The sequence below is a fragment of the Aeromonas sp. 25-248 genome, from assembly GCF_053005425.1.
The window spans coordinates 17,753-42,450 of record NZ_JBRKTB010000009.1 but is presented as its reverse complement, the minus strand read 5'-3'; the positions used below and the strand labels follow the sequence as shown (position 1 = coordinate 42,450).

The window sequence follows — 24,698 nt, the reverse complement described above, 5'->3', positions numbered from 1 at the left end:
ATATGTGGTTACAACGATTCGGTTCAATTTTATGCTGGTGCAGTCTTGTTTTTGGCATGACGTCAACACGAGCCGATGACACCGAGCTTTTTATATACGACTTTAATAAGGCTGGTGATTTCAGACCTAAAGTGCTGTTGATATTTGATAACTCCGGCAGTATGGCTGACACCATGGAACAGATAAAGGAAGCTTATAATCCAGCGACTGTCTATCCAGCCTTGAGCAATGATCCCGACAAAAGCAATACTAAACGATATATCTATTTTTCAACCGATGGGAGCATTCCCGCTATTAATAGCAACAAGCGTTTCTCTGACAAACTGAACGCTTGTGCCACCTCCAAGGGGCCTCTTGCAAGTATCGGTTATTTTCAGTCGCAAGTCTGGACTTATGAAGTGACAAGTGGCAACCCTCCGGGGAGAGGGAGGGGAAGCTGGTATTCAATTAGTGGTTATCAGGAAAACAACATCGAGTTGGTCGATTGCAAGCAGGATGTGACCGCAAATAACCCTGCCAACCCATACACAGGTACTTGGAGTGTTGGCACCGGGTATCCGGTCAATAAAACCAGCAATAATCAAGGCTCATGGTTTTATACAGCGGCAACAAGAGACTCTGTTAATGCCAGCAATACGGCCGTGGTGCTTTATTCTGCCAACTATATCAGGTGGTATTACGGGCCTACGGGTTACTCTATAGAATCCCGGCTGCGTATTGCCAAAGATGCAGTCAAAGGATTGATATCATCTGCCCCCGGGGTTGATTTTGGTCTGGCTATTTTCAACAGGAATGACAGTAGCAGTACCAATGGCGGCAGAGTTGTCCGGGATATTCTGGGTAGCGAGGTCACGTTGTCGAATGGCAAGACCGGAGAACAAGACCTGCTCGACAGGGTCGAAGGACTGACTGCCAGTACCAACACACCATTATGCGAGACGTTGAGTGAGGCGTATCGCTTCTTCGGGGGACGAAGCGTTGTTTATGGCTTGCAAGGAGGCACGAGAGATACGACCGCCGAAAGCCCGACAGGTACCTATCAAGCCCCCTATGACAACTGCTCAAACAACGGTTACGTCATATACATCACCGATGGAGAGCCGACTCAGGATGGGGATGCCAATACCTTTGTCCAGGGATTGATAAATACATTGTCCAGCGATGAAAAAGCGGCTTATGGCACTACCGTTACTTATGGGTCAGGGAACAGGTCCAGCAGCTATCTGGCCGCATTGGCGGGTTATATGAAACACAAGGATGTGAATGCCGTTTCCCCTGGTACCCAGACAGTCACGACCTTTACCGTCGGGTTTGGTGACGAGGCGATAAGCGGGGCCGGTAATTTGCTTGCTGAAACAGCCCGTCGTGGTGGCGGCGTTTATTATCCGGCAACCAACGCCTCTGCCTTGAGTGATGCGTTGAAGGCATCGCTGCTGGCGATCCTGCGGATCAATACCTCGCTGGTGTCCCCCGCCATTGCCAGCAACAACTTTGACCGGACACGCAGTCTCAACAACATCTATTACGCCATGTTTGAGCCGGATGATGGTCCCAGATGGCGGGGTAATCTGAAAAAACTGATCTTTTCTCCTGACGGTTATGTGGCTGACAGCCGGGGACTGCCTGCTATCAAGTTTGATGGCACCATCATCGACAGTGCCCAGACTTTCTGGTCATCCGGCCGTGACGGGAACGTTGTGGCCGAAGGTGGGGCGCAAGAGATGTTGGCGGGGAAAAGCAACCGCAGCCTCTATGTCATCAACAATGCCCAGAACCGTCTCGATCAGCTGACCAAGGCAAATCTGGTAACGCAGGCAGGCAGTGAAGCCGCGCTCATGACCTTCATGCAGGCAGTTACGACGACTGAACTCGATTCCCTGATCAACTGGACCAAGGGGTTGGATGTCGACGATGAGGACTTTGATACATCAACCCTGATCCGCGCCCATATCATGGGTGACCCCCTGCACTCACGTCCCCTGGTGCTGAACTATGGCCCGCAATCCGGTAACCCGACAGATGCACCGGACTTGCGTATTCTGTTTGGGACCAATGCCGGTTTCCTGCATATGTTCAAGGACATGGGGAGCACCATAGACGAAAGCTGGGCGGCGATACCTTATGAGTTCATGGCGAATCAGAAGGCGCTGCGTCTCAATGCGGAATCAGCCGAACATATCTACGGTGTTGACTCTTCTCCGGTGGCCCTTATCAAAGATGCCAATCGCAACGGGGTGCTGAAATCCTCGGAGAGCGATTTTGTCTGGGTATTCACCGGCTTGAGGAGCGGCGGCAAAGCCTATTATGCATTCAACGTTTCCAGCCCGGATACGCCGACACTGAAATGGCGTCTGAACAGTCTGACGACTGGTTTTGGTGAGCTGGGGCTGACCTGGTCGGTGCCGGAAGTCGCGTTTGTGCCGGGAGTCAGTGATCCCGTGCTTATCTTTGCTGGCGGTTATGACGTGAACAAGAGCGTGCTGGGATTGGGAACCAGTGACAGCATGGGGAGAGGTATCTACATCGTCAATGCCGATACTGGGGCGCTGATATTCAGTGCGACCCCTGCTGCGACTTCAACCAGCAACCTCAGAGTCACGGGGATGACCGACAGTATGCCCGGGTCGGTAGCTACGCTTGACAGCGATGGTGATGGCAAAGTCGATCGCATCTATGTGGGTGATACGGGGGGCAATATCTGGCGCATGGATCTCCCAGGCACCAACAAATCTGACTGGAGCGTCTTCAAATTTGCCAGCCTGGGGTCGGATGTCACTCAAGCCGATGATCGCCGTTTCTTCACCCAGCCTATCGTGGTGCGTACCATCAACAAGCAGGTCACCCGCACCGTTGTGGGAGGGAATGTGGTCTACTCCTATCAGGATCGTCCCTTTGATGCAGTGCTGATTGGGAGTGGAGACCGCAATCGCCCCTCATCGGAAGCGACTGTCCGCAATGGCTATTTCATGTTGCGTGATTATGATGTCGTGCCGCGTGCCGCCAATGCGCAGGCGAGAAGCCCCATCTTGATTACTGACCTTTATGATGTGACCTCTGATCCTTTGTCTGCCCAGACAAACACGGATGGAATATTGGCGACCAAGGCGGGAATTACCACTGCCAAAGGGTGGGTCAATTGGTTGAACGAACCGGGTGAGAAATCCATGGGGGCCGGGGTCGTACTTCAGGGCAAGCTTTACTTCACCTCGTTCCTGCCGCAAGTGCAGTCGTTCCAGCAATGCACCATTCAATCCATCGGGGCTGCACGCCAATACATGGTAGACATGCATTATGGCAGTTCCTTCCGTTATGTGGTTGATCTTGAAGGCAACCAGACACCTGAGCGTTATGTCGAAGTACAGAACAAGGTTGCCGACGATTTGGTGGTGCATGCAGGAGACGATGCCAAGATCCGCATTATTGGAGGCGGTGTCGGGGAAGAGGTCATCCTGAAAGATGAAGGGGATGGTGAGCCTGAGCGTTGTACCGGAGCGGGAGAGTGCAACCAGGGGGCAGAGGAGGCTGAGATGGATATGTCGCCCAAGAAAATTTACCTCTACGAAGGAGAGGCACAATGAAAATACGCAGCGGGGTGTTGGGTTTGTGCCTCTTGTTATCCGGGTCCGTCTTGGCAGATGACATAAAATGTTATGTCGAGCTGGTTAACGGCCAGAAGGTTGTCCTGCACGGTACTGTGGCAGACAACACGCCAAAGGCGGTGCAGGATAAATTCAAACAAAGAGGATACGAGGTGGATGGTGCGGTACAGCCTGTGAAGAAAATCCTGGAATGCCGCACTGCGGAGGAAAATTTCCAGTCAAAAGAGGGTCAGCAACAGGATGCCCGTCAACTGCGATAGCGAAGGACTTCATTCAGAGGCAGATATTTGCCTGGGTAGATTGGGTGGTGCGGCCGGAGGGAGAGATGACCAGATTTATCTGGGCATTTCCTGAACGACACAGCGTGATGGTGGCATTGGTACCCAGGCTGGTGCCATCAGGGCTGAAGGTAGTGGAAGTTCGATTGTTTGCAGCAGTCAGCGAGTCAGATAGCTGAGGGCTTCTTGCCAGAATCTGCTCACCGTTATTGAAAATGTCATTGCCATTACCGTCGACGAACACGAGGAATTGGGTCGGATTGGCGGTGACACAATTGTCACTGGCATTGGCAAGGCACACAGTGACAGATTGCTGGTTGTCGATGGCTTGGCTACGAGCAAAACGCAGATATTTCAAGAGTGTGCGAGATTCAAATTTCAAGGCATTCTCATTGAGCAGGCTCGACATGGCCGGTGCACCAATACCAAGCAAGATGACCCCCAGACTGACGGCGATCATCAGTTCCAGCAGGGTGAATCCTTTCTCGTCCTTGATCATGTCAATATCTCCCTCGATTAGTTACATCTTATCTCCAGACAGCCAGAACACCAGCGCAAAGCCCAAGTGTTGAGCTGGCACAGCCAGCGCCTTTTCTTTATCATTCCCCATCATTTTCGAATTCAAGATGCATCGCCATGGCAAAAGCCCTCTCTCTGATGCTTGCCCAGTTAAATCTGACGGTAGGCGCCATCGAAGATAACTGTGACAAGGTACTGGCGGCAGCAGCCCAGGCCGATCAGCAAGGGGCCGATCTGCTGGTTTGCTCCGAGCTGGCCCTGACAGGATACCCGCCTGAGGATCTGCTGCTGCGCGCCGACCTGATGATCCGGGTCGAGGCCGCGCTGTCCCGCATCGCGGCATGGCAGGGACAATGTGCCATTCTGGTGGGCCATCCCTGGCGCGAAGAGGGGGCGCTTTACAATACGGCGTCTCTCTACGAGCGCGGTCAACTGCGGGCACGTTATTTCAAACAGGACTTGCCCAACTACGGGGTGTTCGACGAGAAGCGCTACTTCACTGCGGCGACCGATACCTGTGTGGTGCCGTTCCGTGGCCATCAGCTGGGTTTGCTCATCTGCGAAGATCTCTGGCAGCCGGGTCCGGCGCTGGCCGCCAAGGCGGCGGGGGCCGAGCTGCTGCTCACCATCAATGCCTCTCCTTATGATCAGGAAAAACCCTGGATCCGCCGCGAGCTGATGACGGAACGCTGCGATCAGACCGGCCTGCCGCTCATCTACCTCAATCAGGTATGCGGCCAGGACGAGCTGATCTTCGACGGCTGCTCCAAGGTGTTCAACAGCCAGGGCGAGCTGACCCACAAGCTGGCTCCGTTTGCCGAAGAGCTGGCGCTGGTGCGCTTTGCCGATGGTCAGCCGGTAAAGGAGCGGGAACCCGCCGCGCCGCTGGAGCCGTTGGCCGAGACCTATCAGGCCCTGGTGCTGGCGGTGCGCGACTATGTCACCAAGAACGGTTTTCACGGCGCCGTGCTGGGTCTCTCCGGTGGTATCGACTCTGCGCTGACCCTGGCCATTGCGGCCGATGCCATCGGGGCGGACAAGGTGCAGGCGGTGATGATGCCGTTCCGCTACACCGCCCAGATGAGCGTGGAGGATGCCAAGGAGCAGGCCGAGCGGATGGGGGTGGAGTTCAACATCATCTCCATCGAACCCATGTTCGAAGGCTTCATGACCCAGCTGGCACCTCTGTTTGAAGGGACCGCCCGCGACACCACCGAAGAGAACCTGCAGGCCCGCTGCCGCGGTGTACTCTTGATGGCGCTCTCCAACAAGCGCCGCCGTATCGTGCTGACCACTGGCAACAAGAGCGAGATGGCTGTGGGATACGCCACGCTGTATGGCGACATGGCGGGTGGCTTTGATGTGCTCAAGGATGTCCCCAAGACCCTGGTCTTCAAGCTGTGCGAATATCGCAACAGCGTGGAGTACGTGATCCCGCAGCGGGTCATCGATCGTCCCCCATCGGCCGAACTGGCACCGGATCAGGTGGACCAGGACAGCCTGCCCCCCTATGACATCCTGGATGCCATCCTCAAGCGCTACGTGGAAGAGGATGCGTCTGTCGCCGACATGGTGGCGGAAGGTTTCGAAGAGGCGGTGGTACGCAAGGTGATCCGCCTGGTGGATCTCAACGAATACAAGCGCCGTCAGGCCGCCGTCGGCCCTCGCATCACGGCTCGCAACTTTGGTAAGGACCGCCGCTATCCCATCACGTCCGGGTTCGGCAAACAGAACTGGTAAGGAGTCACCATGAAGAAGATTGAAGCCATCATCAAACCGTTCAAGCTGGACGATGTACGCGAGGCCCTGGCCGAGATCGGCATCAACGGCATGACAGTGTCCGAGGTCAAGGGGTTCGGCCGCCAGAAGGGGCATACCGAGCTCTATCGCGGTGCCGAGTACATGGTCGACTTCCTGCCCAAGGTCAAGGTGGAGCTGGTGGTGCAGGACGAGGATCTCGATGCCTGCCTGGAAGCCATCCAGAACACAGCGCGTACCGGCAAGATCGGTGATGGCAAGATCTTCGTCTGCGAGGTGGAGCGCGTCATTCGTATTCGTACTGGTGAAGAGAACGAAGACGCGATCTGATGTGGTGGATGTGCCCTGTGATGAACAGCAAGAGTCTGTCGCTCTGATGTCGTTTTACCGTATCGGGGTCGTGGCGGCGTGCCTGATGGCGCTCACCGCGTGCAGTACCCGGCCGCCGGCCCAGCCGGAAAACCTGTGCCAGATCTTTCGGGAGAAACCCGAGTGGCACGAGGCGGCGCTCAAGATGAACGAGAAGTGGGGGACACCTGTCCAGGTAGTGATGGCCATGATGTACCAGGAGTCCTCCTTCGTGCATGATGCCCAGCCGCCGATGCAGTATTTCCTCTTCATCCCCACCGGGCGGGCCAGTTCAGCCTACGGCTATGCCCAGGTGAAAGACGAAACCTGGGCCGACTACCAGCGGGAAACCGGCAACAGCTGGAGCGATCGCGACGACTTTGCCGACGCCATCGATTTCATGGGCTGGTACACTCACAAGGCACAGCGGCTCAACGGCACGTCCAAGTGGGATGCCTATGGCCAGTATCTCAATTATCACGAAGGCTGGGGGGGCTACCGACGTGGCAGCTACCGCAGCAAGGGATGGCTGATGAAGGTCTCCCGCAAGGTGGAGGCCCGTGCCCAGCGCTACGGTGCCCAGTATCGACAATGCAAGGATCAGCTCTCCAGCGGGGGCTGGTTCTGGTAACCAAATCAGGAGTCAGAAATGCCGTTATTGGACAGTTTTACCGTCGACCATACCCGCATGGCCGCCCCGGCAGTGCGGGTGGCGAAGACCATGCAGACCCCGAACAAGGACACCATCACCGTGTTCGACCTGCGTTTCTGCGTGCCGAACGAGGAGATCCTCTCCGAGCGCGGCATCCATACTCTGGAGCATCTGTTTGCCGGCTTCATGCGTGATCATCTCAATGGGAATGGGGTGGAGATCATCGACATCTCTCCCATGGGTTGCCGCACCGGCTTCTACATGAGCCTGATCGGTGCGCCGGATGAAGCCCGTGTTGGCGCTGCCTGGCAGGCCGCCATGAGCGACGTGCTGACCGTGCAGGATCAGGGCAAGATCCCCGAGCTGAACGAATACCAGTGCGGTACTTACAGCATGCATTCGCTGGAAGAGGCCCATGCCATCGCCCGCCATGTGCTGGAGCGCGGTATCGGTGTCAACCACAATGACGAGCTGGCCCTGCCGGAAGAGAAGCTGAAAAGCCTCTGATCCCGAGAAGGGAAGCATGAAAAAGGCCGGTCAATGACCGGCCTTTTTGCATTTGGTGGGATCAGGAGGGCAGTGGCATCACCCGATTGCGTCCCAGCTCCTTGGCCTTGTAGAGCAGCTTGTCGGTACGCTCGATCAGGGTGTCTGCCGTCTCCTGGGGGATGTATTCCCCCACACCGAACGAGGCGGTGATGTGATCGATGCGTCGCCCGGATTTGCGATCCAGAATCGACATCCGCTCGATGACGCGACGCAGGCTCTCGGCCATCTGGCGGGTCAGTGCCAGGGCGCGGTTTGGCACCAAGAGGGCAAACTCCTCCCCCCCCAGGCGATAGGCGGTTATGCCCTCCTTGCTGGCCTCTCGCAGCCGCTTGCCGACGATGCGCAGCACCTGGTCCCCCAGCAGATGTCCATATTCGTCGTTGAAGTTCTTGAAGCGATCGATATCGGTCAGGATCAGGGAGAAGGGCTGCTTGCTGCGGATGAGGCTGTCCATCTCGAGATCGAAGGCGCGTCGATTGAGCAGAGACGTGAGCGGGTCCTCGGTGGCCAGCTTCCTCGTCTCGTTCAGGGCCTGTTTCAGCTCCTTGATCTCTTTCTCGGCGCTGCTGAGCTGGTTGCGAAAGTGGAGGGTGGACATGCGTACGTCGCGCGACTCGCGCACGAGATCCCGCAGGATCCCCATGGTGTCTTCCAGGCTGAGCCCCTCGTCGTCTATCTTGCTCAGCTTGTCGAAACTCTTGTCGAGCATCTCCTGAAACAGCCCGGTATCGGAGATGGCATCCTGCATCGAGTGACTCAGCTCGCTGGCCATGGCGGCCAGATTGAGTTTCATCGCCTCCATCTGCTGCTCGTCCTGGGCCGCAAGGTGCTGGTGGTAGAGACGCTCACAGGTGGTCAGGGAGAAGGTTCCCTGCTGCTTTATCGCCTGATCGACGGCATGGTTGAGTTCGGGCATGTCGCCGGAGACATAGCTGTACCAAAGGTGATAGTTGTTCGGCGTGGTGGGAATTTGATACTTGATCATCAGGGGAACCGCCTGTTTCAAATAGGCGGCAGATTGGGCGAACGAGTCCTTGCTCATGAGTTCCGAGTCTCACATACCTGCAAACTGTGTCCAGTATGACAGAGAGAATGGCCAAAAGGCAGTCGATGGATGCCATTAGCTCCCCCCTCCGATATAATGTCTGCGTTATTACCTACCCTAAGGCCTGCTTATGTCTCAAAAAGATCCTTTCCTCCAACGCGAGGCCGAAAAATACGAAAACCCCATCGCCAGTCGCGAGATGCTGCTGGAGCTCATCAAGGGCCATGAGAAACCCATGTCCCGGGAAGAGCTGGCCAAGGTCCTCAAGCTGACCGATGAAGAGCCGTTGGAAGCCTTGCGACGTCGTCTGCGCGCCATGGAGCGCGACGGGCAGCTCGTGTTCACCCGCAACCAATGTTACGCCCTGCCGGATCGCCTGAATCTGGTCAAAGGCTATGTGCTTGGCCACAAAGATGGATTCGGTTTTCTGCGCCCCGAGGGTGGTGGAGCGGATCTCTTCCTGAACAACCGCGAGATGCAGCGCCTGATGCATGGCGACTATGCCCTGGTGCAGCCGACCGAGATCGATCGCAAGGGTCGTCAGGAAGCGCGTCTGGTGCGCCTGCTCAAATCCCGCGAGGCGGACATCGTCGGTCGTTACTTCGTCGAGAACGGCGTCGGTTTCGTGGTACCCGATGACAGCCGCATCGGCCAGGACATCATCATCCCGGAAGGGGAGAACAAGGGGGCTCGCCAGAGCCAGGTCGTAGTCGTGCGCATCAACCAGCGCGCCACTGCTCGCTTCAATGCGGTCGGTACCGTCTTGGAAGTCCTGGGTGAGAACATGGCGCCCGGTATGGAGATCGAGATCGCCCTGCGTACCCACGGTATTCCGCACACTTGGCCGGAAGAGGTGACCAAGGAGGTCGCCGGTCTCGGTGAGCAGGTGCCGGAGAAGGCCAAAGAGGGTCGCATCGACCTGCGCGCCCTGCCGCTGGTGACCATCGACGGGGAAGACGCCCGCGACTTCGATGACGCTGTCTTCTGTGAAGCCAAGCGTGGAGGCGGCTGGCGCCTGTGGGTCGCCATCGCGGACGTTTCTGCCTATGTGAAACCGGGCACGGCCCTCGACACCGAAGCCTATCAGCGCGGCAACTCGGTCTATTTCCCCGAGTTCGTGGTGCCCATGCTGCCGGAGGTGCTCTCCAACGGTCTGTGTTCCCTGAACCCGCAGGTCGACCGGCTCTGCATGGTGTGCGAGATGACCATCTCCGCTGCCGGCCGCATGTCCGGCTACAAGTTCTACGAAGCGGTAATGAACTCCCACGCTCGCCTGACCTACACCAAGGTAGCGGCGATCCTGGACGGGGATCCCAAGCTGCGTCAGCAGTATGATCCGCTGGTGGGCCACATCGAGGAGCTGAGCAACCTCTACAAGGCGCTCAAGCATGCTCGCCATCAACGCGGTGCGGTGGAGTTCGAAAGCGAGGAGACCCGCTTTATCTTCAACGCCCAGCGCAAGATCGACCGTATCGTACCGCTGGTGCGCAATGACGCCCACAAGATCATCGAAGAGTGCATGATCCAGGCGAACGTGGCGGCCGCCCGCTACATCGAGAAGAACGAGGCCGCCGCCCTGTTCCGGGTGCACGACCGTCCGGGCGAAGAGCGTCTCACCGGTTTCCGCGACTTCCTGGCCGAACTGGGTCTGGAGCTCAAGGGGGGCCTGGAGCCCGAGCCGAAGGACTTTGCCGATCTGGCCGCCAAATTCGAAGGGCGCCCGGATGCGGAACTGCTCTCCACCATGCTGCTGCGCTCCATGCGTCAGGCCATCTATCAGGCCGACAACATCGGTCACTTCGGTTTGGCCCTGAAGTCCTACGCGCACTTCACCTCGCCGATCCGTCGCTACCCGGATCTCATCCTGCACCGGGCGATCAAGTATCAGACCGCCAAGGAGCAGCAGGGCAACCTGCGCCACAAGTGGACCCCGAGCGGTGGCTACCACTACCAGCTGGAAGAAGTGGACCCCATGGGCGAGCACTGCTCCATGACGGAGCGCCGTGCTGATGACGCCACTCGCGACGTGGCAGACTGGCTCAAGTGCGAGTACATGCTGGATCACGTGGGTGACGAGTTTGACGGCGTCATCGCCAGCGTCACCGGTTTTGGCTTCTTCGTGCGTCTGGCGGAGATCCACATCGACGGTCTGGTGCACGTCAGCACCCTCACCAACGACTACTACCAGTTCGACCCCCTGCACCAGCAGCTGATCGGCGAGAACTTCCGCCGCCGCTACCGTCTGGGTGACAAGGTGCGGGTCAAGGTGATGGGCGTGAACCTGGACGATCGCAAGATCGACTTCGTGATGGTGGAAGAGCCCCTCAAGGCCACCGGCAAGAACGCCAAGGAGATGGCGCGCAAGCAGGCCGAGATCAAGAAAGAGAAGGCCAAGAGCGCCCAGCGCCACGAGAAACGCAAAGAGGGCAAGGAGAGCGGCAAATCCGACAAGGGTGGCCGTGCCAAGCCCAGCAACAGACGACCGAGCAAAAAGGCTCGCGACAAGGCCAAGAGCACTAAATGAGTACTGAACTGATCTACGGCATTCACGCCGTCTCCGCGCTGCTGGAGCGCACCCCCGAGCGCTTCATCGAGGTGTGGGCCCTCAAGGGCCGCGATGACGAGCGGCTGCATCCCCTGCTGGCCGAGCTGGAGTCCCTCGGTATCAGGGTGCAGAGCGTGAACCGCAAGACGCTGGATGACAAGGCGGAAGGCAACAATCACCAGGGCATCATGGCCAAGGTGATTGAAGCGCCCAAGCTGGCCGAGCACGACCTGGCCAGTCTGCTGGACGGTCTGGCGGCGCAAGAGACAGCGCCCTTCCTGCTGGTACTGGACGGGGTGACCGATCCACACAATCTCGGTGCCTGTCTGCGCAGTGCCGATGCGGCCGGTGTGCACGCGGTGATCGTGCCGCGGGACAAGGCCACAGGCCTCACATCCGTGGTGCGCAAGGTCGCCTGTGGCGCCGCCGAAGTGGTGCCGCTCATCCAGGTCACCAACCTGGCCCGCAGCCTGCGCGAGCTGCAGGAGCGCGGCGTCTGGATCGTGGGTACCGCCGGCGAGGCGGATCACGATCTTTATCAGGCCAAACTCACCGGCCCCATGGCGCTGGTGATGGGGGCCGAAGGCAAGGGGATGCGCCGCCTGACCCGCGAACATTGCGACGAGCTGGTGAGCATCCCCATGGCGGGGGCGGTATCCAGCCTCAACGTCTCGGTGGCGAGCGGTGTCTGCCTGTTCGAAGCCGTGCGCCAGCGCCGCGTCTGACAAGACGATGACCGACAGACCCCCCTTTGTCTGGGAACGGGTTGCAGATGAGCAGGAGGCCGAGCGCCTCCTCTCTTTTGTCCGCTCCCTGACCTTGCCCCCTCGCTCCTGCCTCTGGCATGCCGGTGACAGTCCGGCGCTGCTGGTCAGGGTGGAGGAGGGGTTGCTGCGGGCCAAGGTGGTGCTGGCGGATGGCCGCGAGTACATCAAGGAGTTCTATTGGGAGGGGGACGAGTTTATCGACTTCCACCACCTGCTCAGTGGTGAGCCCGCCCGCTACAGCGTGGAGGCGCTGGAGCCTTGCCGACTGCAGCTTCTTCCGCTGGTGGATCTGCGCCGACTCCCTTGCTGGCCCGCCTGGTATCACCATCTCCTTGAAGTGCAACTGCGCATCAAGGAGGAGAAAGAGCTGTTGCTGCTGACCGGGGGCCCAGAGGCGCGCTATCAGCATTTTCTGCGAAGCTTCCCCGCGCTGGATGCCAGGGTTCCGGATCACCAGATTGCCGCCTATCTGGGGATCACCCCCATCAGCCTGAGCCGCATCCGCAGGCGGCTGAAAACGCGCGATCAGGGTTGAGCCAGAAGGGGTTGCCGATGAATCTGGGCAGAGAGCGGCTCTTTGCCGACCATGTCCGCATTGGATGAGAAGGGGGCTAACTTAACCAAGGTTAATGCCCCTCGTCGGGAGCAAGATTATGCTGTCAGACCCCATTAAACAGGAGTCATTCATGAACTGGAGTATGAAATCCTGGTCCGAGCTGACCACGGATGAATTGTATGAGCTGCTTGCCCTGCGCGCCGAGGTGTTCGTGGTGGAGCAGACCTGTCCCTTCCAGGATCTGGACGGGCTGGATCGCCGTGACGGCGTGCTGCATCTGCTCGGTCGTGAGGGGGATCACCTGGCGGCCTATGCCCGCATCATGGCACCCGGCATTGGTGATGACAGCGGCGCTGCCATCGGCCGCGTGGTCACCTCTCCCACGTCGCGGGGGGGCGGACTGGGTCACCGCCTGCTGGTGCAAGCGGTCAGAGAGTGCGAGGCACGCTGGCCTGCACACAGCATCTGGCTCGGTGCACAGGCCCACCTGCAAGGTTTTTACGGCCAGCATGGTTTCGTGGCCGAAGGGGAAGGGTATCTGGAAGATGACATCCCTCACATGGGGATGCGAAGGGAGCCTGCCTGACATCGTCAGGCGCCAGGAAAGGGGCAAGTGGCCCCTCATCCGTGGTGCATCGCATGGTTTTTTGCTACCCCGTGGCCATGGGGTCGCAGCCCGGGGTGAGATACCGCCGCGCTGATCTGCCTGCGGGCCTCTCTGTCGGGGCACCGCCCCGGTCAGGGCAGTGCAGCATCAGGAAGGCTGGGGTGGTTCAGGGGGTGACCCGGGTGGTGAGGGTAAATCCCTCTTCACTGGGGGCCAGCGTCACCTGAACCTGGCCCAACTCGGTCAGACTGCTCACATGGGTGCCGCCACAGGGAATGGTGATCTCCCGACCGTCCACCATGCCATGCCAGTAGCGGGAATCGATGATGGCCTCACCGGCCCGGCTACGGCGGATCTCGCCTCCCTCTTTGAGCCAGCGCATCAGCTGCTCGTTGACCTGGAGCGCTATCCTGTCGAGGTCGGCCAGCAGTGCCTCGCTGTTGATTCCCTTTTTTCGAAGGCTCTTGCCGATCCGGTACTGCTCCTTTGATCCTCTGGGCTCGACCCGGGAGTGCTGGATGGCGAGGCGGTCGAAATCCGGCTGCCCGAGAGCGTCAAGCTCGCTCGTCTCCTTTCGCCAATAGGGCGTGAGCGCCCGATTGAGGGCCAGTGCCACCAGGTGGCAGGCGCTGTGGCCCAGGCTCAGGGCATGGCGAGCCTCGGCATCCACCGTCAGTTCCACAGGCGAGCCAATGGCAAGGTGATGGGAACCGGCGAGGGGATGCACCACCACGAAAGCCCACCCATCCGCCCCCCGCTTGACCGGAATCTCCGTATCCACGAACAGCTCGCCCTCGGGACTGATGGCGCCCATGCGGCAGGGGCCCACGGCCGCTTCCCCCCCTTCCCAGCGCACTGTGCCCACGTCACCAGGTTGATCGGGCCAGAGGTGGCTCTGGGGATGAAAGGGGGTGAGGTCGGTGACCAGCAGGGTCGGATCCCCCTGTTTGCAACAGACGACGCTGGCCTGTTCCTGATGGTGGCCCAGTACGAAGCTGGCTCGGGTATGTTCCATGGCAGGGCTCCCGCAACGAGATGATGAGAAGGGAAAGGGGCAGCATACGCGAAAGTGCGAAGAGGCTCATCAACCCGGGTCAATGAGCCTCAAGATGGCGTTAGAGGGTGGTGACCAGCAGATAGGCATTGAGGCCGATCACCAGGGCGACGATGAGGCGCCCCACGGCCTGGGTGACGGGGTGATTGCGATGTGCCCCCATCAGGGCGCGATCACCGGTCAGGATCAGCAGCGGAATGAGAGCGAGGGCGATGCCGAAGCTCAGCACTACCTGGCTCAGCACCAGAATTTCCGTGGTGTTGAGGCCCATGGCGATCACCACGAAGGCGGGGGCCATGGTGATGGCTCGGCGCAGCCAGAGCGGAATGGTGAAGCGCACGAAGCCCTGCATCACCACTTGTCCCGCCAGCGTCCCCACCACGGTGGAGGAGATACCGGAGGCGACCAGGGAGAGGCCGAACAGGGTGGCGGCTGCCGGGCCCAGCAGGGGCGTGAGGGTCTGGTAGGCCGATTCCAGCTCGGCCACCTGCTGGTTGCCGGAGCTGTGGAAGGCGGCAGCCGCCATGGCCATCATGGCCAGGTTGACGAAGCCGGCGATGGTCATGGCGATGGCCACGTCGACCCGGGTGCTGTGCAGTCGCTGGGTCACCGTGCCCTGCTCCTGGGTGTGCTGGGTCAGGGCCGAGTGGAGATAGATGACATGGGGCATCACGGTGGCACCAAGCACGCCGGCGGCAAGATAGACAGCATCACCATTGGGGAGGCCGGGGAAGAGTGCCCCTTCCAGCAGACTCGGCAGGTGGGGGCGCGAGAAGATCAGCTCGACGATGTAGGCGGCGGCCACGAACAGCAGCAGGCCCCCCACCACGAACTCCAGCGGCTTCTGGCCGCGGGATTGAAGCATCAGGATCCCCCAGGTGACCACGGCGGTGATGCAGGCCCCTTCCAGCAGGGTGATGCCGAGCAGCAGCTTGAAGCCGACCGCAGCGCCGATGAACTCGGCGAGATCGGTGGCCATGGCGATGATCTCGGCCTGCACCCAATAGGCCCAGACTGCGGGCCTGGGCAGACGATCACGAATGTGTTCCGCCAGGTTCTTGCCAGTGACGATACCGAGCTTGGCCGAGAGGGTCTGCACCAGCATGGCCATGAGGTTGGCCCACACCACTACCCACAGCAGTTGATAGCCGAAGGTGGAGCCGGCCTGGATATTGGTCGCAAAATTGCCCGGGTCGATATAACCGATGGCGGCGATGAAGGCGGGGCCGAGCAGGGTCAGCTTGAATTTGCGGGCCGGGATGGCCGTGGTGAGCGCAGGTTGCATACTGTCATCCTCCGTGGGGATATGAGGAGAGTATGGATCTAAATGATAATTGTTATCAATTAAAGTTTTGTATCGGGCTCATCGAGAAAAACATCTTGCTTCGCCAGTTGCAGTGGGAGAGGTGATTTCGTACAATACGCCGCCCTAGAAAGCAGCGTCTAAACATCACTATGTTCCTTGCCTCCGAGGTCTGGCTGCACCTGGGCGGAGGCTGAATTAATCCGTAAGGAGCTAAAATGCGTCATTACGAAATCGTCTTCATGGTTCATCCGGACCAGAGCGAGCAAGTACCTGGCATGATCGAGCGTTACACCGGCGCTATCACCACCGCTGGTGGTACCATTCATCGCCTGGAAGATTGGGGCCGTCGTCAACTGGCTTACCCGATCGACAAGCTGCACAAGGCTCACTACGTTCTGATGAACGTAGAAGCTGAACAGGCCGTTATCGATGAGCTGGAAACCAACTTCCGCTTCAACGATGCCGTTATCCGCAACATGATCATGCGCACCAAGCACGCCGTGACTGAAGTTTCTCCGATGGCCAAGGCCAAGGAAGAGCGCTTCACCCGTCGTGACGACGAGCGTCGCGAAGATGCTGTTGAAGCGTCTTCCGAAGAGTAATTCTTAGATCACCGCATTAGAGGATAAAGGCCATGGCACGTTATTTCCGTCGTCGTAAGTTCTGCCGCTTCACCGCCGAGAACGTTACCGAGATCGACTACAAAGATATCGTTACTCTGAAAAACTACGTCACTGAATCTGGCAAGATCGTACCGAGCCGTATCACCGGTACCCGCGCCAAGTATCAGCGTCAGCTGGCACGCGCCATCAAGCGTGCTCGTTACCTGGCTCTGCTGCCGTACACCGATCTGCACAACAAGTAAGAATCGGCCCGGCGCTTACGCCTAACTCAACGAAATTTATAGAGGAAAGGTAATGCAAGTTATCCTGCTCGATAAGATCGCCAAACTGGGCGGTCTGGGTGACCAAGTTTCCGTAAAAGCTGGTTATGCCCGTAACTACCTGATCCCGCAAGGCAAAGCTGTTATGGCCACCAAGGCCAACATCGAAGCCTTCGGTGCTCGTCGCGCTGAGCTGGAAGCCAAACTGGCTGCCAACAAGGCTGCTGCCGAAGAGCGCGCTGCCAAGCTGGGTGAGCTGGCTGCCGTTGTCATCGCCTCCAAGTCTGGCGACGAAGGCAAGCTGTTCGGTTCTATCGGTACCCGTGACGTGGCTGAAGCCATCACTGCTGCCGGCGTAGCCGTTGCCAAGAGCGAAGTCCGCATGGGCAACGTTCTGCGTAATACCGGTGAGTACGAAGTTGTTGTTCAGCTGCACGCTGACGTCAAAGCAACCGTACAAATCCAGGTTGTTGCTCTGTAATAGCGTTCCGCTCTTGCAGAAAAACCCGCGCACATGCGCGGGTTTTTTATTTTCAGATCAAGGGGTAAAGTGAAGGTCTGTTCCTCTGGAGGAGAACCTTTATGGCTGCCTGGGTCGAAGGTCGGGTCATCGAGCGCATCGAGTGGACACCCACCCTGCTCTCCCTGCGTGTGGAGGCGGAACTTGCCCCCTACAAGGCGGGTCAATTCACCAAGCTGGCCCTGGAGCAGGGCGAGCGTCGAGTCCAGCGTGCCTATTCCTTCGTCAATCCTCCCGGCACGCCCTATCACGAATTCTATCTGGTGGAGATCCCCGGCGGTGAGCTGAGTCCCTCTCTCGGTTCCCTGCAGGTGGGCGACAGCCTGCTGGTGCAGTCCCAGGCCACCGGTTTTCTGACCCTGGATGAGATTCCCCCGGGACGGGACCTCTGGCTGCTCTCAACCGGCACCGCCATCGGCCCCTTCCTCGCCATGCTGGCTGAGGGACAGGTCTTCGACCGCTTCGAGCATCTGGTGCTGGTACACGGGGTGAGAAAAGGGGAAGAGCTCAGCTATCAGCCGCTTATCGCCCGTTTTGCCGAGCAGCATGGCGAGCGTTTTCGCTATGTTCCCTTCGTCAGTCGTGAGACCTGGCCGGGGGCGATGGCAGGGCGCATCCCGGCAGCCATCGTCGATGGCAGCTTGCAGGCGAGGGTGGGGCTGAACTTCTCCCCCGAGTTGAGCCAGGTGATGATCTGCGGCAACCCCGCCATGGTGAAAGAGACTCAGCAGACCCTGCTCGGGCTGGGGCTTGCCAAGAACCTGCGTCGCGCCCCCGGCAATATCAGCATGGAAAACTACTGGTAAGGGAGATGACTCCAGGAGCCACAGGCCCCTCAACTATGTCCATGTCCATGTCCATGGGCATGCTGGTCAGTGTTTCTGGTGGCCGTTGCCGCCGTGCTTGTTCCTGGGCTTGTCATGGCCCTGACCTGGGTTGTTGCCACTGTGAATGCTGCGGTTGTAATGGTCGCGGTATTTGCCATCCATGTTGTCGCAGTTGAGCTGGATGCGGCTGGTCCGGGTGCTGACATCCAGGCAGTTGTGTTGCCACCACTCGTACTCCTTGTCGTCCCAATCCAGGCTTACCCGGCCCTGGTCGGTGGAGATCCGGATGTCGTCATCGTGTTTGGAAGGGGGGGCAGCAAAGGCCATTCCCTGAACCAGAAGCAGGGAGAGCAGCAGTGCGCCGCAGGAAGTCATGGTCATGTGGGTCATCGCATCAAGGCTCCTGTCAGGGGGATCATTGATCCGGTTGCGTGCTGATCTGGTTGGTGCTGGGGGGCTGGTTGCGCTGCGTCTCGTCCTCCAGATTGAGGTTGGTCCTCTTGCAGTCGGCGGCGGCCGTGTCACCGCTCCCGAGATCGAAGCAGTTGCTCTGGGACCAGTCAAACTGCGTGTCATTCCAGTCCAGATTGAAGGTCAGCGCATCCACGGAGAAGGTCTGGCTCCCTTCGTCCTGTGCCAGTGCGCTACCGGTGATCAGAAAAAGAGAGAGCAACAAAGCCGTCGTTCTGTTCATGATGTCCTCGAGTCGTGTTCGGTGGAAATGAGTGTAATGCGGCGGGCTTAACCCGAGCATAACCGCAGATGTCCTTCAGGTACGGGGTCGATTGTAGTGTTTTTCTGCTGCCGATTTGCACGTTTTGGTCGCACTCTGGGCAGCTGATCGTCCATGGGCGGGAATTCGGGGATTTGCCCTTCTCTCCGGGGGAGTGGCGACTATAATCGGCAGCCAACTTTTCCTGCAGATGTTTCCCGTTTCATCATGACTACACAGGCTTGCGCCGCATTGCGTTACCCCAAGGGATGGTTCGCCCTCACGACAGTCTACAGTTTTACCGGGCTGGCCATTCTGGCTTCCATCGTCTTCTCCCTGCTGCTGTTTCTCTCCATCGACGAAAACCCCCTGATGAAGTGGCTGTTCGGCGGGCTGGCCATCATCTTCGAGCTGGGCAAGTTCTACGTCTGGTACGAGTACGGCGAGTGCAAGGCGAGGCGGGATCTGGGCGGCGCCTTCTGGTCGCTGCTGTTCTACAGCGTGCTGGCCGCCATCTCCATCGGGGGCAGTATCGGCGGCATCAACAGCGCCACCAACACCATTCTGAGCCAGCAGGCGCGTCACGAGCGGGAGATAGCCCGTTTCGACGAGCAGATAGCCAGCATAGAGCGGCAGATCCAGCTCAACGAAGAGGCGGCCCGCAAATACATCGAGATGGCGCGTATCTCGAGCGGCGTCAGCGGTCTGCAGCAGGCCAACACCAAGCTCAGGCTGCGTCAGGACGAGCTGCGCCAGGAGCGGGACGCCAAGCCGCTGGGGGAGCAGTCCTCCATGCTGGGGCTGATGAGCAGTCTGGCGGACGGGGTGGGCATGAGCATCGCCCAGGTGCAGTTCCTGCTGGTCTGCTTCCTGTCTATCCTGCTCGATGCATTTGGTGCCTTTTTCGTCAGCCTGATCGGTGAGGAGAACCGCTTCCGCCGTCAATGGATGTGGCAACGGGAGAAGGCGCAAGCCGAGGCCCGGGTCGCAGTGCCGACCCCGGAGCCGCCAGCCATCAGCAGACCCGTGCCCGAGCCAGCCGTGGTCGCCCAGGTGCGCGGCGCGCTGGAGAGCGGCGAGCTCAAATGCAGCAAACGCAAGGTGGCAGAGGCATTGTCACTGTCTCTGGAGGAGGTGGACCGGGTGTTCCAGCATCTGCTGGCGCAGGGCGTGCTGGGGCAGGGCAGCAATCGTCACTACCATCTTCGTGCCGAGCAGGGGTGAATCCGGCTCAGTCGAACCAGATAAGACCCTCATAGGGTTGCTGTCTGAGGGAGGCGAGGCGGCTATCCAGGTTGCCTGCATGGATTTCCAGTCGGTGCCCGTCGGGATCCAGCAGATAGAGTGAATCCCCTTCGCTGCTGTTCTTCTTCCACTCCACGACGCCCGCCGCGCGCAGACGGGCGCAGAAGGCTGAAAACTGTTCAGGCGAGATGCCAAACGCGACATGGCTGTAATCTCTGGCCGGTTGGGGAGGATCGCAGGAGAGACAGAGCCAGAGATCGCCGAGGGTGAGATAGGCTCCCCGTGCCCATCTCACCCTGGGGCGACATCCCAGCAAGTCGACATAAAAGGCAACGCTGCTGTCGAGATCGCCGGTTGCCAGCGTGAGATGGTTCAGTCCATGCAGCATCTTCTCTTCTTCCCCCTTGTCCCCGAACCCTAGTGAGTGAGCACCATCATCAGGCTGAGGAAGGCGGCAAGCCCGCCGCCGATGCCGATGATCCAGTAAAAGCCCTTGGCCCCCTGTTTGAGCGGAATGCGGAAGTAGAGCAGAAACGCCCACCACCCCAGGGCCAGCAACAGAGGAATAAGAAACATTCGAGCCATGGTGTCCTCGCTGTTATTCTGTTGACCCTTGATCAATCAACAGGATGGATTGTGCAATGACGCAGCTACAGATTACCGCATTCGGCGACCCCTCGGTACTCAGGCTCAACCCTTCCCTGGACAAGGTGCCCGCGGAGGGAGAGGTCCGGGTGCGCATCTGCTTTGCGGGGGTCAACCCCATCGATGCCAAGACCCGGGTCGGTCTCGGCTGGGCGGCGGCCCAGAACAAGGACAACCTGCCCTGGACGCCGGGCTATGACGTGGCCGGTGTGGTGGAAAAGGTGGGGCCCGGCGTGACCTCTCTGGCTGAGGGGGAACTGGTGTGCGGCATGGTGGGTTTCCCCCTCGCCGCCGGTGCATATGCCGAATCCGTGGTGGCCCGCGAGGAGGAGCTGGTCAAGCTCGATGGGGTGAGCCTCAGGCAGGGAGCGGCCCTGCCGCTGGCGGGTCTCACCGCCTGGCAGGGGCTGCTGGAGCACGGTGGCCTGCAGTCGGGGCAACGGGTACTGATCCTGGCCGGTGCCGGTGGCGTCGGCCATCTGGCGGTGCAGTTTGCCGCCGCCTATGGTGCCCACGTGGTTGCCACGGCAAGCGGCGACAATCACAGCTTCCTTCATAGTCTCGGGGCGAGCCGGATGGTGGATTACCACCAGGCCGGGTGGTGCACCGAAGCGATCACCGATGGTCCGTTCGATCTGGTGCTGGATCTGGTGGGGGGCGAGAGCGGCAAGGCGGCGCTGGCCTGCGTCAAGCCGGGCGGCCGTCTGGTGACGGTCCCCACCATCACGGCCCAGCAGATCAAGGACGCGGGGGCCGAGCTCGGCGTCGAGGTTGTCGGCATGCTGGTCCATCCCGATCGAACGCAGCTGACCCAGATGCTGACGCTGCTTCGCCAGGGGGAAGTGAAGATCACCGTCTCCGGTGAATACACGCTGGCAGAAGGGGCGCTGGCCCATCAGGCCATCGAGCAGGGCCATGTGCGCGGCAAGCTGTTGCTGCGCATGTCCGCCGCAGACGGTCAGCCCGGATGATAGACTTCACCGGGATGGGGCTGGGAGGGCTGTTTCTGAGCGCCTTCACCTCCGCCACCCTGTTGCCCGGCAGCTCGGAAGTGCTGCTGGGGGCCATGGCGGTCAAGGGGGAGTGGAGCATGACCAGCCTGCTTTTCTGGGCGACGCTGGGCAATACCCTGGGTTCCATGACCACCTGGTGGCTCGGCTGGCTCGCCACCCACAAGAAAAAACCGGAAGATTTTCAAGGCCGTGGGGAACAAAAAGCCCTTGGTTGGCTCAAACGTCATGGCCACTGGTGTCTGCTGCTTGCCTGGACGCCTGTGGTCGGCGATGGTCTCTGTCTGCTGGCTGGTTGGCTGCGCCTCTCCTTCTGGCGCTCCCTCATCTTGATCGGGCTCGGCAAATTGCTTCGTTATGCCCTGGTGTTTCTGCTGGCCAGTCAGATCTTCTAGCCCTTTTGTCACTCACGAGGTACCCGTGAACAAACTCATTCCATTAAGCATGCTGCTGGGCTTCTCCCTTCCCGTGCTGGCGGCCCCGACCCTGGTGTCCGAGCAGGTCAAGCAGGAGGGCAAGCTCGGCATTCCCTATCAGATGTACAAGCTGGACAACGGTTTGACCGTGATCCTTGCCCCCGACCACTCCGATCCCCTGGTGCATCTGGACGTCACCTATCACGTCGGCTCCTCCCGGGAAACCGTGGGCAAGTCGGGCTTTGCCCACTTCTTCGAGCACATGATGTTCCAGGGCTCCAAGCACGTTGGTGATCAGGAACACATGCGGATCATCAACGAGGCGGGCGGTGACATGAACGGCACCACCAACAAGGACCGCACCAACTACTACGAAACCGTGCCGGCCAATCAGCTGGAGAAGGTGCTCTGGCTGGAGGCGGACCGCATGGGTTTCCTGCTCGATGCGGTGAGCCAGAAGAAGTTCGAGATCCAGCGCGCCACCGTCAAGAACGAACGGGCCCAGCGCATCGACAACCAGCCTTATGGCCTGGTGGGCGAGCGGGTGGGGGAGGCACTCTATCCGCGTACCCACCCCTACTCCTGGCAACCCATCGGTTATGTGGAGGATCTCGACCGGGTCGACGTCAACGACCTCAAGCAGTTCTTCCTGCGCTGGTATGGTCCCAACAACGCGACCCTGACCCTGGGCGGCGACTTTGATACCAAGCAGGCGCTGGCCTGGATTGAGCAGTACTTCGGTTCCATCCCGCGCGGTCCGGACGTGGCCGAACCGACGCCTCAGCCTGCCACCCTGCCGGCAACCCGCTACGTGACGCTGGAAGACAAGGTGCATCTGCCGCTCCTGTATATCAGCTACCCGACCGTCTCCCTGGGTGACCCGCAGGAGCCGGCGCTGGACATCTTTGCCGATGTGCTGGGGGGCTCTGCCAGCTCCATGCTCTACCAGTCCCTGGTGAAAACCGGCAAGGCCATCGAGGCGGGCGCCTCCCACTCCTGCGAAGAGCTGGCCTGCACCCTGACGGTCTATGCCTACCCCAATCCGGCGGCGGATGGCAGCCTCAAGACCCTCAAGAGCGAGGTGGACAAGGTGATCGGCGAGTTTGCCCAGCGCGGCATCAAGCCCGCGGATCTGGAGAAGGCCATCAGCAGCTATCGCGCGTCCGCCATCTGGGGACTCGACAGCATCGAGGGCAAGGTAAGCCAGCTTGCCATGGGGCAGGTGTTGGCCCGGGATCCCGACTATGTGTTCAAGAATCTGGATGCCATCGCCCGGGTCAAGGGGTCTGATGTCAAGGCTGCCTACGACAAGTTCATCCAGAACAAGCCTGCCGTGGTGCTGAGCGTGGTGCCCAAGGGCAAGAGCGACTGGCAGGCCGCGACCCCGAACTTCACTCCCGCCAAGCGTGAGCTGCCGGATTACAGCAAGCATGACAAGGTGCTGGCCGAGCGACCGGTGAAAGATGACTTCGATCGCAGCGTGCAGCCCAAGGCGGCCGATGCGGTGAGCGTCAAGGTGCCCGCCATCTGGCGTGGCAAGCTCGACAAGGGGATCGAGATCATCGGCACCCACAGCGACGAGATCCCGGCCGTCTCCATCATGATCGCCCTGCCGGGTGGCATCCGGGCCGAAGGCAAGGGAGAGCTGGGGCTGGCCAGCCTCACTGCCGCCATGCTGGAGCAGGGGACGACGCGCCTCTCCGAGGCCGAGCTGAGCGACGAGCTGCAAAAACTCGGCGCCAGCATCAGCGTCTCCAGCGCCCAGTACAACAACCTCATCACCATCAGCAGTCTGGCGGACAAGCTGCCCGAAACCCTGGCGCTGGTGCGGGAAGTGCTGCTGCAACCCGGCCTGCGGGAAGCGGACTTCGAGCGGCTCAAGACCCAGATGCTGCAAGGCATGAAACAGAGCGAGCAGCAACCCGAGTGGCTGGCGGGTCAGGCGTTCCGCGAACTGGTCTATGGCAAGCAGAACCGCCTCGGCCAACCCTCTGACGGGGTGCTGGCGGACGTGGAGAAGCTGACCCTGGCGGATGTGAAGCGCTTCTATGAGGCCTATTACAATCCGACCAATGCCAAGGTGGTGGTGACAGGTGATGTGACTGCCCAGCAGGTGGAATCCGGTCTCGCCTTCCTGACCCAGTGGCAGGGGGCCGCCCCGACCCTGGGGGATCTCAAGCCAGGGGGAGAGCAGGCCAAGCCAGGCATCTATCTGGTGGACAAGCCGGGGGCCCCCCAGTCGGTGATCCGCATCGGTCGCCGCGCCATGCCGTTTGACACCACGGGAGACTATTTCATCGCCAACCTGATGAACTTCAACCTAGGTGGCAACTTCAACAGCCGCATCAACCTCAACCTGCGGGAAGACAAGGGCTACACCTATGGTGCCAGCTCGGGCTTCCAGGCCAACCGCGAGGCGGGGGTCTTCGCGACCGGCGCCAATGTGCGCACCGATGCGACCGTGGATGCCATCCGCCAGTTCCTCAAGGAGATGGACGGCTACCGCAAGAGCGGGCCGACCCCGGTGGAGCTGGCCTACATGCGCAGCGCCGTCTCCCAGCAGGATGCGCTCTCCTACGAGACCCTGGGGCAGAAGGCTGGCTTCCTGCTGCAGATGATCATGTACGACCTGAAGCCGGACTATGTGCAGGCCCAGAACAACCTGATCAAAACGGTGTCACCCGAGACTCTTAAGGCCAGTGCAGCCCGCTGGCTGGATCCGGCCGAGATGGTGATTGTGGTGGTGGGAGACAAGCAAAAGCTTGAAAAACCCCTGAGCGAGCTTCATCTTCCCATCTATCCACTGCAACTGCCCTGAGGGGCGTCGCAACAATAAGTGCCGCCCCGGGTGGGGCGG

26 protein-coding genes are annotated in these 24,698 nt (G+C 59.8%); 18 read left to right on the top strand and 8 right to left on the bottom strand.

Features of this window, described 5'->3' with window-relative positions; genetic code table 11:
- Window positions 1–2: 2 nt before the first annotated feature.
- Both ACVDHI_RS13710 and ACVDHI_RS13705 read left to right on the top strand, forming a co-directional pair.
- Window positions 3–3,578, top strand: coding sequence for a pilus assembly protein (locus ACVDHI_RS13710; protein WP_410487607.1), 3,576 nt, complete (start codon window positions 3–5; stop codon window positions 3,576–3,578).
- Complete coding sequence (locus ACVDHI_RS13705) at window positions 3,575–3,859, top strand: TapY2 family type IVa secretion system protein (RefSeq protein ID WP_324062893.1); 285 nt, start codon at window positions 3,575–3,577, stop codon at window positions 3,857–3,859. Before ACVDHI_RS13710 ends, ACVDHI_RS13705 begins: the two co-directional genes overlap by 4 nt.
- 13 nt (window positions 3,860–3,872) lie before the next feature.
- On the opposite strand, the gene ACVDHI_RS13700 is transcribed toward ACVDHI_RS13705, so the two are convergent.
- Window positions 3,873–4,376, bottom strand: a complete 504-nt coding sequence (locus ACVDHI_RS13700; RefSeq protein WP_010673109.1) for a GspH/FimT family pseudopilin — start codon at window positions 4,374–4,376, stop codon at window positions 3,873–3,875.
- Between the two features lie 137 nt (window positions 4,377–4,513).
- Here ACVDHI_RS13700 and ACVDHI_RS13695 point away from each other — a divergent pair, with 137 nt between their 5' ends.
- Genes ACVDHI_RS13695 through luxS form a run of 4 tightly spaced genes read left to right on the top strand, consistent with a single transcriptional unit; the run spans window position 4,514 to window position 7,661 of the window.
- Window positions 4,514–6,136, top strand: coding sequence for an NAD+ synthase (locus ACVDHI_RS13695; protein WP_447212173.1), 1,623 nt, complete (start codon window positions 4,514–4,516; stop codon window positions 6,134–6,136).
- A 9-nt stretch (window positions 6,137–6,145) separates the two neighbouring features.
- Window positions 6,146–6,484 (top strand): nitrogen regulatory protein P-II, encoded by a 339-nt coding sequence (glnB, locus tag ACVDHI_RS13690; protein ID WP_005308848.1) that lies wholly within the window; start codon window positions 6,146–6,148, stop codon window positions 6,482–6,484.
- 46 nt (window positions 6,485–6,530) lie between these two features.
- Entirely contained in the window at window positions 6,531–7,133 is a 603-nt protein-coding gene (locus ACVDHI_RS13685; RefSeq protein ID WP_041210965.1) for a transglycosylase SLT domain-containing protein, read from the top strand.
- An 18-nt stretch (window positions 7,134–7,151) separates the two neighbouring features.
- Window positions 7,152–7,661 carry an S-ribosylhomocysteine lyase gene (gene luxS, locus ACVDHI_RS13680; protein ID WP_010673112.1) on the top strand — a complete coding sequence of 170 codons (510 nt, stop codon included), beginning with the start codon at window positions 7,152–7,154 and terminating at the stop codon, window positions 7,659–7,661.
- 61 nt (window positions 7,662–7,722) lie between these two features.
- Here luxS and ACVDHI_RS13675 read toward each other — a convergent pair whose 3' ends face one another.
- The gene (locus ACVDHI_RS13675; protein ID WP_041214487.1) at window positions 7,723–8,745 is read right to left on the bottom strand and encodes a GGDEF domain-containing protein; all 1,023 of its coding nucleotides are present in this window, start codon (window positions 8,743–8,745) and stop codon (window positions 7,723–7,725) included.
- A gap of 133 nt (window positions 8,746–8,878) precedes the next feature.
- Here ACVDHI_RS13675 and rnr point away from each other — a divergent pair, with 133 nt between their 5' ends.
- From rnr to ACVDHI_RS13655, 4 genes are all read left to right on the top strand, one after another.
- Entirely contained in the window at window positions 8,879–11,272 is a 2,394-nt protein-coding gene (gene rnr / locus ACVDHI_RS13670; protein WP_010673114.1) for a ribonuclease R, read from the top strand.
- Window positions 11,269–12,018 carry a 23S rRNA (guanosine(2251)-2'-O)-methyltransferase RlmB gene (gene rlmB / locus ACVDHI_RS13665; protein WP_041214488.1) on the top strand — a complete coding sequence of 250 codons (750 nt, stop codon included), beginning with the start codon at window positions 11,269–11,271 and terminating at the stop codon, window positions 12,016–12,018. Before rnr ends, rlmB begins: the two co-directional genes overlap by 4 nt.
- 7 nt (window positions 12,019–12,025) lie before the next feature.
- Entirely contained in the window at window positions 12,026–12,595 is a 570-nt protein-coding gene (locus tag ACVDHI_RS13660) for a Crp/Fnr family transcriptional regulator (RefSeq protein WP_270672066.1), read from the top strand.
- Window positions 12,596–12,746: 151 nt separating this feature from the next.
- On the top strand, window positions 12,747–13,202 hold the full coding sequence (locus tag ACVDHI_RS13655; RefSeq protein ID WP_201890521.1) for a GNAT family N-acetyltransferase: 456 nt from the start codon (window positions 12,747–12,749) through the stop codon (window positions 13,200–13,202).
- A gap of 187 nt (window positions 13,203–13,389) precedes the next feature.
- Here ACVDHI_RS13655 and ACVDHI_RS13650 read toward each other — a convergent pair whose 3' ends face one another.
- Together ACVDHI_RS13650 and ACVDHI_RS13645 are read right to left on the bottom strand one after the other, a co-directional pair.
- Window positions 13,390–14,238 carry a hypothetical protein gene (locus tag ACVDHI_RS13650; protein WP_128271560.1) on the bottom strand — a complete coding sequence of 283 codons (849 nt, stop codon included), beginning with the start codon at window positions 14,236–14,238 and terminating at the stop codon, window positions 13,390–13,392.
- A gap of 100 nt (window positions 14,239–14,338) precedes the next feature.
- Window positions 14,339–15,562, bottom strand: a complete 1,224-nt coding sequence (locus ACVDHI_RS13645) for an Nramp family divalent metal transporter (protein WP_042014875.1) — start codon at window positions 15,560–15,562, stop codon at window positions 14,339–14,341.
- Between the two features lie 236 nt (window positions 15,563–15,798).
- Between ACVDHI_RS13645 and rpsF the strand changes: the two genes are divergently transcribed.
- From rpsF to ACVDHI_RS13625, 4 genes are all read left to right on the top strand, one after another.
- Window positions 15,799–16,185 carry a 30S ribosomal protein S6 gene (rpsF, locus tag ACVDHI_RS13640; protein WP_005331771.1) on the top strand — a complete coding sequence of 129 codons (387 nt, stop codon included), beginning with the start codon at window positions 15,799–15,801 and terminating at the stop codon, window positions 16,183–16,185.
- 32 nt (window positions 16,186–16,217) lie between these two features.
- Window positions 16,218–16,448 carry a 30S ribosomal protein S18 gene (gene rpsR / locus ACVDHI_RS13635; RefSeq protein WP_005313392.1) on the top strand — a complete coding sequence of 77 codons (231 nt, stop codon included), beginning with the start codon at window positions 16,218–16,220 and terminating at the stop codon, window positions 16,446–16,448.
- 52 nt (window positions 16,449–16,500) lie between these two features.
- Window positions 16,501–16,947, top strand: coding sequence for a 50S ribosomal protein L9 (gene rplI, locus ACVDHI_RS13630; RefSeq protein ID WP_010673120.1), 447 nt, complete (start codon window positions 16,501–16,503; stop codon window positions 16,945–16,947).
- Window positions 16,948–17,048: 101 nt separating this feature from the next.
- Window positions 17,049–17,792, top strand: coding sequence for a ferredoxin--NADP reductase (locus ACVDHI_RS13625; protein WP_102983752.1), 744 nt, complete (start codon window positions 17,049–17,051; stop codon window positions 17,790–17,792).
- Between the two features lie 66 nt (window positions 17,793–17,858).
- Here ACVDHI_RS13625 and ACVDHI_RS13620 read toward each other — a convergent pair whose 3' ends face one another.
- Window positions 17,859–18,203, bottom strand: coding sequence for a hypothetical protein (locus tag ACVDHI_RS13620; RefSeq protein WP_323921821.1), 345 nt, complete (start codon window positions 18,201–18,203; stop codon window positions 17,859–17,861).
- 25 nt (window positions 18,204–18,228) lie between these two features.
- Window positions 18,229–18,507, bottom strand: a complete 279-nt coding sequence (locus ACVDHI_RS13615; protein WP_174217461.1) for a hypothetical protein — start codon at window positions 18,505–18,507, stop codon at window positions 18,229–18,231.
- 246 nt (window positions 18,508–18,753) lie between these two features.
- Between ACVDHI_RS13615 and ACVDHI_RS13610 the strand changes: the two genes are divergently transcribed.
- Window positions 18,754–19,749 carry a Preprotein translocase subunit SecY gene (locus ACVDHI_RS13610; RefSeq protein WP_323928973.1) on the top strand — a complete coding sequence of 332 codons (996 nt, stop codon included), beginning with the start codon at window positions 18,754–18,756 and terminating at the stop codon, window positions 19,747–19,749.
- A gap of 7 nt (window positions 19,750–19,756) precedes the next feature.
- On the opposite strand, the gene fos is transcribed toward ACVDHI_RS13610, so the two are convergent.
- Window positions 19,757–20,158 (bottom strand): fosfomycin resistance glutathione transferase, encoded by a 402-nt coding sequence (gene fos / locus ACVDHI_RS13605; protein WP_171864915.1) that lies wholly within the window; start codon window positions 20,156–20,158, stop codon window positions 19,757–19,759.
- 29 nt (window positions 20,159–20,187) lie between these two features.
- Window positions 20,188–20,355 carry a hypothetical protein gene (locus ACVDHI_RS13600; protein WP_005308905.1) on the bottom strand — a complete coding sequence of 56 codons (168 nt, stop codon included), beginning with the start codon at window positions 20,353–20,355 and terminating at the stop codon, window positions 20,188–20,190.
- Window positions 20,356–20,411: 56 nt separating this feature from the next.
- Between ACVDHI_RS13600 and ACVDHI_RS13595 the strand changes: the two genes are divergently transcribed.
- The 3 genes from ACVDHI_RS13595 to ACVDHI_RS13585 are packed head-to-tail and all read left to right on the top strand — an operon-like array spanning window position 20,412 to window position 24,659.
- Window positions 20,412–21,386, top strand: coding sequence for an NADP-dependent oxidoreductase (locus ACVDHI_RS13595; RefSeq protein WP_447212172.1), 975 nt, complete (start codon window positions 20,412–20,414; stop codon window positions 21,384–21,386).
- Complete coding sequence (locus ACVDHI_RS13590) at window positions 21,383–21,820, top strand: YqaA family protein (protein ID WP_029313803.1); 438 nt, start codon at window positions 21,383–21,385, stop codon at window positions 21,818–21,820. Before ACVDHI_RS13595 ends, ACVDHI_RS13590 begins: the two co-directional genes overlap by 4 nt.
- A 25-nt stretch (window positions 21,821–21,845) precedes the next feature.
- Window positions 21,846–24,659, top strand: a complete 2,814-nt coding sequence (locus ACVDHI_RS13585) for a M16 family metallopeptidase (RefSeq protein ID WP_223956233.1) — start codon at window positions 21,846–21,848, stop codon at window positions 24,657–24,659.
- Window positions 24,660–24,698: the final 39 nt, after the last annotated feature.

Excerpts from the sequence above, each read along its gene's own strand:
- ACVDHI_RS13710 (WP_410487607.1), top strand. The coding sequence starts at position 3 with ATGTGGTTACAACGATTCGGTTCAATTTTATGCTGGTGCAGTCTTGTT.
- ACVDHI_RS13705 (WP_324062893.1), top strand. The coding sequence starts at position 3,575 with ATGAAAATACGCAGCGGGGTGTTGGGTTTGTGCCTCTTGTTATCCGGG.
- ACVDHI_RS13700 (WP_010673109.1), bottom strand. The coding sequence starts at position 4,376 with ATGATCAAGGACGAGAAAGGATTCACCCTGCTGGAACTGATGATCGCC.
- ACVDHI_RS13695 (WP_447212173.1), top strand. The coding sequence starts at position 4,514 with ATGGCAAAAGCCCTCTCTCTGATGCTTGCCCAGTTAAATCTGACGGTA.
- glnB (WP_005308848.1), top strand. The coding sequence starts at position 6,146 with ATGAAGAAGATTGAAGCCATCATCAAACCGTTCAAGCTGGACGATGTA.
- ACVDHI_RS13685 (WP_041210965.1), top strand. The coding sequence starts at position 6,531 with ATGTCGTTTTACCGTATCGGGGTCGTGGCGGCGTGCCTGATGGCGCTC.
- luxS (WP_010673112.1), top strand. The coding sequence starts at position 7,152 with ATGCCGTTATTGGACAGTTTTACCGTCGACCATACCCGCATGGCCGCC.
- ACVDHI_RS13675 (WP_041214487.1), bottom strand. The coding sequence starts at position 8,745 with ATGAGCAAGGACTCGTTCGCCCAATCTGCCGCCTATTTGAAACAGGCG.
- rnr (WP_010673114.1), top strand. The coding sequence starts at position 8,879 with ATGTCTCAAAAAGATCCTTTCCTCCAACGCGAGGCCGAAAAATACGAA.
- rlmB (WP_041214488.1), top strand. The coding sequence starts at position 11,269 with ATGAGTACTGAACTGATCTACGGCATTCACGCCGTCTCCGCGCTGCTG.
- ACVDHI_RS13660 (WP_270672066.1), top strand. The coding sequence starts at position 12,026 with ATGACCGACAGACCCCCCTTTGTCTGGGAACGGGTTGCAGATGAGCAG.
- ACVDHI_RS13655 (WP_201890521.1), top strand. The coding sequence starts at position 12,747 with ATGAACTGGAGTATGAAATCCTGGTCCGAGCTGACCACGGATGAATTG.
- ACVDHI_RS13650 (WP_128271560.1), bottom strand. The coding sequence starts at position 14,238 with ATGGAACATACCCGAGCCAGCTTCGTACTGGGCCACCATCAGGAACAG.
- ACVDHI_RS13645 (WP_042014875.1), bottom strand. The coding sequence starts at position 15,562 with ATGCAACCTGCGCTCACCACGGCCATCCCGGCCCGCAAATTCAAGCTG.
- rpsF (WP_005331771.1), top strand. The coding sequence starts at position 15,799 with ATGCGTCATTACGAAATCGTCTTCATGGTTCATCCGGACCAGAGCGAG.
- rpsR (WP_005313392.1), top strand. The coding sequence starts at position 16,218 with ATGGCACGTTATTTCCGTCGTCGTAAGTTCTGCCGCTTCACCGCCGAG.
- rplI (WP_010673120.1), top strand. The coding sequence starts at position 16,501 with ATGCAAGTTATCCTGCTCGATAAGATCGCCAAACTGGGCGGTCTGGGT.
- ACVDHI_RS13625 (WP_102983752.1), top strand. The coding sequence starts at position 17,049 with ATGGCTGCCTGGGTCGAAGGTCGGGTCATCGAGCGCATCGAGTGGACA.
- ACVDHI_RS13620 (WP_323921821.1), bottom strand. The coding sequence starts at position 18,203 with ATGACCCACATGACCATGACTTCCTGCGGCGCACTGCTGCTCTCCCTG.
- ACVDHI_RS13615 (WP_174217461.1), bottom strand. The coding sequence starts at position 18,507 with ATGAACAGAACGACGGCTTTGTTGCTCTCTCTTTTTCTGATCACCGGT.
- ACVDHI_RS13610 (WP_323928973.1), top strand. The coding sequence starts at position 18,754 with ATGACTACACAGGCTTGCGCCGCATTGCGTTACCCCAAGGGATGGTTC.
- fos (WP_171864915.1), bottom strand. The coding sequence starts at position 20,158 with ATGCTGCATGGACTGAACCATCTCACGCTGGCAACCGGCGATCTCGAC.
- ACVDHI_RS13600 (WP_005308905.1), bottom strand. The coding sequence starts at position 20,355 with ATGGCTCGAATGTTTCTTATTCCTCTGTTGCTGGCCCTGGGGTGGTGG.
- ACVDHI_RS13595 (WP_447212172.1), top strand. The coding sequence starts at position 20,412 with ATGACGCAGCTACAGATTACCGCATTCGGCGACCCCTCGGTACTCAGG.
- ACVDHI_RS13590 (WP_029313803.1), top strand. The coding sequence starts at position 21,383 with ATGATAGACTTCACCGGGATGGGGCTGGGAGGGCTGTTTCTGAGCGCC.